The organism is Aestuariivirga sp. (genome assembly GCF_044238155.1).
Lineage (GTDB): Bacteria > Pseudomonadota > Alphaproteobacteria > Rhizobiales > Aestuariivirgaceae > Aestuariivirga.
Genome location: NZ_JBIIDX010000196.1, coordinates 1 through 5,053, shown reverse-complemented (window position 1 = coordinate 5,053; position 5,053 = coordinate 1). Strand labels below are relative to the sequence as shown.

Below are 5,053 nucleotides of genomic sequence, written 5' to 3'. Positions count from 1 at the left end.
TCCGGCGGCTTCGGCGGCCTGGGTGGTACTGGCGGTACCGGTGGCGCCGCTGGTGCAGCTGGTCAGGGCGGCTTCGGCGGCTTGGGCGGCTCCGGCGGCTCCGGCGGCTTCGGCGGCGTTGGCGGCATCGGTGGCCTTGCCGGCACAGGTGGCTCCGGTGGCTCCGGTGGCTATGGCGGCGTTGGCGGCTCGGGTGGTGCTGCGGGTGGCGTAGGCGCCGGCGGCGCTGGCGGGCTCGGCGGCGTCGGTGGCTCGGCCGGCCTTGGTGGCGCGGCGGGCACGGGTGGCGCAGGCGGTGCTGCGGGCACTGGTGGTGCTGCTGGTCAGGGTGGTCTCGGCGGCCTTGGCGGCACGGGCGGCACCGGTGGTGCTGGCGGCGGTGGTGGCACGGGCGGCATCGGTGGCACTGGCGGCGCTGCGGGCGCTGGCGGCGCGTCTGGCGCTGGCGGCTTCGCTGGCACGGGCGGATCTGGCGGCTTTAGAGGCACAGGCGGCACGGGTGGTGCTGGCGGCGCAGGTGGCGCGGGTGGCACCTCGGGCGCTGGTGGAGCAGGTGGCGTTGGTGGCGCTTCTGGTGCCGGTGGAGCTGGCGGCCTCGGCGGCTCTGGAATTACATCTGGCACATCTGGCACATCCGGTACTGTAGGTGCTTCGGGTGCTTCGGGTGCCGCGGGCACGGCTGGTGCATCCGGCGCGTCCGGCACGGCAGGAGCCTCCGGAGCAACCGGCGGGAACGGAGCCTCTGGCACCAGGGGAAGCTCGGGTTCATCCGGAGCAGCGGGCACGGCTGGCGCTGGCGGTACGGCCGGCGTCTCGGGCACCGGCGGTGCATCCGGCTCGGTTGGTGCAACTGGCGGCAGCGGCGCGGCAGGCGCGTCCGGTGCGTCCGGTGCGATCGGTACGGCTGGCACGTCGGGCAGCAGCGGTGCTGCAGGCACGGCTGGCGCCTCGGGCTCAAGCGGTGTCTCCGGCACGGCTGGCGCAACCGGCGGAACGGGCGCAAACGGCGCGGCTGGTTCATCCGGCTCGACCGGTGCGGTCGGCGGCACGGGTGGCGATGGTGCGTCTGGAAGCGTCGGTGCATCGGGTGCATCCGGCACGGTTGGTGCAACAGGTGACTCAGGCGCCCTCGGCGCGACGGGTGGCTCCGGCTCGGCAGGCTCTGTCGGCTCGGTGGGCATCGGGGGTCTGGCTGGCGCATCCGGTGTGGCCGGAGCGACAGGTTCCAGCGGCTCGGCGGGCTCTTCCGGTGTCGGCGGCATCGACGGTGATGGCGGCGCTGGTATCGAACTCACGGGTGGCGACAACTACGTTGCCAACATGGGCAGCGGCCTGATCGCCGGTGGCCATGGTGGTGGCAGCTCGGGTGATGGCGGCGCAGGCATCCTGCTGACCGGCGGTTCAACCGAGATCGTCAACCTTGGCGCAATCATCGGAGGCATGGGCGCCATCGGCGGTACTGGTGGCGTGGGCATCCAAAATGATGCCGGCACGGCCGGAGTCAGCAAGCTGGTCAACGCCCAGGGTTCGGGCGGAACAGCGGGCGCGTTGACCTACAAGGGCAACCTGCCTGTTGACTACGAAATCGTCATCAACGGTCCGAGCAACTACGGTCAGCTCGACTACGAGGACAGTGACTCTGATACCCAAATGACATTCGGTATCAGCACGGCCTACAGCACCAATATCCAGACGGGCACCTACGAAAACGTGCTCTACGACGTGAAGTCGGAAGACATCACGAACGAGGAAGAGGTGTTTGGTGCCGGTGACGGGCTGTTGGCGGCCATCGTAGAGAACAACGATCCTGACGTGCTGTCTGACGGCGTCGAACAGGATTGGGATCTCAATATCCTGAACTTCGGTCAGGACATGGCGGATCCGCAGGCCTTCCTGCTGCTCTCGAACTGGTTGTCGGTACGCTACGCCCTCGACTACGACTGCAACGTGTTCGACAAGAACGGCGTCTGCGTCGCGTTGAACGGCCAGTACTCGAACTACTCCGGCACCTACGACGACAGCGAATGGTCAGGCGTGCTCAAGGCGGCGAAGCAACTGGGCGAAAAGGTTCGCATCGGCGGCTACATCGACATCCACTCCGGACCCGATGACATCGAGAACATCAACGATGTCAGCATGCTCCCGACCTTCGGCCTCTTCCTCGGCTACTCCGAGGCTCAGGACGGAACAGGGCTGCAGGGCCGTGTGTCGGCTGCCTATCAGTTTGGCACGGCGGAGTTTACCCACTCCAACATCCTGGGATCGTCGGCCCAGGCGTCGGGTGATGCTAACCTGCAGACCTTCGGTGCGGCGGCTGAACTCGGATGGGGTTACGCGATTGGCTCAGGCCATGTCGTGACACCGTTCGCCGGCTTGACCTACGCGAAGTCCACGCGCGGCAGCTACGACGACGGTGGCGATGGCGGATCGGTTGAAGATCCGTTCAGCTACGAGGACTACTCCGTCACGGCGGCCACGGGTTACTTCGGCCTGAAGATGGAGGGTCCGCTCGCCGAGAAGGTCCTGTACCGTGCCGGTGTCGGTCTCGAGGGCTTCCTCGAGTATGACCTCGACAGCTTCGAGATCTCGGGCGAGTTCGGTAGTGCCAGCTACGACAGCGACGTGAAGCCGAGCGATTGGGCGGTGAGCGGCGCGGTTGGCCTGAGCTACCTGCTCGAGACCAACAAGATGCTGACGCTTGATGGCTACATCAGGCAGGTCGAAAGCGGTGAGGCGCCCTACTACGCCATCAGCGCCGGCTTCAAGATGGGCTTCTAAAGCTCTCGACATTCAAATCTGGGAGGGCCGGGGTTTCCCCGGCCCTTCTTCGTTTTGTCATCCGAAGTGCCAAGTCGGCATCAACCTCCGCCGCAAGTGCGGTGGGCGACACCTGATCCGATTGGTTCGGACAGTCAGGGGCAATGTGCCTTGTGCTTGGCAGGATCGCCAACAACGGACCCTTGACCCCGGGCCTTTCACGAGTTCTCGGCGTGGGTTCATCCGGCCCGGTTGTGAGCCGCGGGCGAGCAGTTTGTCGCGCTCATCGTGGTCAGCTTCCTGGCGAGGCTTATTCCCACACCGTCATCGTGGTCGAATTTCACCCTCTTGTTGTTTTTGGGGTGGCCTGAAACGCGATTCGAAAAATGAGCTGTTGATTACTTCGCAATCGTTCTTTTCGGCGAAGCGGGCTGTTGTACAAAGATCATTCGCCGAGGGTGTGTCTTATGAGATCAAGCTTTAATTATGGGTCTGAAGAGGTCTTGAACCAGGATGGCCTCCTGCGCATCGCGGGCGATATGATGCCTGACTCGGATGCAGCGCTGCTCAGGTCGCGCCGCAGGTCGCGTGATCTCCCCCAGGGCAGAAGAAGAGAAGCGGAGTCCGGCCTCGGTCCTCAGGGCATGCCGCTCAAGATGTCGTTCCTGGGGTCGGGCTATTTCTGGGCCAGCATGGCAACCATGTGCCTGCTGGTTGTGGCGTTTGGCTATCTGACGTCAATGCTCACGCCTGGCGGCATTCGTGCCGTGTTGAGTGATCCGTCTCGGCTGAACTGGTTCATTGCCTCCCTCGCCATCATCGGGGGCGTGCAGTTCATGTTCGCCGTGATGATGCACCGCAATTCGATCCAGCAGAGGCTCTTGCAGCGGGTGCTGTCGGTCGTAGACAGGTCGGCGGAACGCAATGCCACGTCCCGCCAGGTGGGCAGATCGGTCAATTCGTCCTTTGACCACCTGCTGGTTGATCTGGACTCGCGCATGCTTGAGCTGGATGCGAAGGTTGCGGCGTTCACGACCCGCCTCAAGCAGTCAAACACAGAAATATCATCCGCTGCGGAAGTCAGCGTCGACCAGATGAACAAGGTCTGCGAGGCAACTGAAATCCAGAGGGAAGGCATTCAGCGGGCTGCGGCGCAGGTCAGCACGGACGTGGTGCCGGTGATCTCCAAGCTCGAGACGGCGGTGCAGAGCCTTGAACGGCTTGCGGAATCTGCCGGTGGTATTCTGGGCAGCGTTGGTGCGACCCTTCAGAACAACACCGCCCAGTTGCAGTCCTGTCTCGAAGCGTTCAACCGGGCCAACCACCAGATCGTTCCCGAGATCGACAAGCGCATCATCAAGGTGGAGGCTCTTCTTACCCGTCTTCCTGACGAAATCGACACCATGATCAAGAGGATCGATCCTCTGTCGACCACCATCTCGGATGCGGCCCTGTTGTCCACGGCCAACGTCGACGTGGTCGAGCAGATCGCGCGGGACGTGGTGTCCAATCTCGAGAAGACCCGTGGAGCCCTCCATGATTTCTCAACGCTCAGCCTGAACGCGCTTCGGCAGAATGTTGAGGAGGAGGCGGTCACGTTCCGCAATCTGCTCGATGGCGTTATGGAACAGGAGATCGCGAAGATCGCTGCACTGTCCCGCGAAATCAGCTCGCTGTCGGTTACGGTGACAGGCGTAGTGAGCAGGCTTTCAGATCCGGTTGCCAGGGTAACGGGGTCGGTTGAACATGTGCTTCAGTCCATGAGTGGAACCCTGAACAGTCTCGAGGACAACCTGCGCCAGAACGTGCAGGTTTCGCTGGGCAAGATCGATGATGCCGCGGTACGCATCGTCAAGACCATCAATCGAGACCTTGAGTCATCGAGTCTCAACCTGCAGTCCAGGATCATGCAGAGCTGTGCCGAGATTTCCGCCCAGATCGGTGCCGACACTGTCCGGAAGATGGATCTGGCGATTTCCGAAGTGGCGAACAAGGCAACGCTTCGGCTGTCGGATGTGCTGAAGACCCTTCCGCTTCATTTGCAGAGGCTCTTCGAGGGCGAGATTGCACAGGTAGAGGAGCTTCTGGAGGGCAAGGTCGATGCCATCTCAGGCCAGCTCAAGCAAATGATCGACGGTGTGCCGAAGCAGGTGTCGACCGTGGCCGACGATGCGCTGAACAAGATCGATGGAAGCATGACTCTGGCGTTCGAGGATCTGAAGCAGAAGTCTGCGAGCCTCGAGAGTCAGATCCGCAAGAGCGCGGTCGAGGCCAATGATGAAATCATGCAGAACTA

2 protein-coding genes are annotated in these 5,053 nt (G+C 63.2%); both read left to right on the top strand.

Annotated elements, in window-relative coordinates; translation table 11 throughout:
- The coding region (locus tag ACILRN_RS15635; protein ID WP_395689858.1) for an autotransporter outer membrane beta-barrel domain-containing protein at nucleotides 1-2,778 on the top strand (2,778 nt) is incomplete at its 5' end.
- Between the two features lie 482 nt (nucleotides 2,779-3,260).
- Nucleotides 3,261-5,053, top strand: a 1,793-nt coding sequence (locus ACILRN_RS15630; protein ID WP_395689857.1) for a hypothetical protein, incomplete at its 3' end; no start/stop codon positions are given.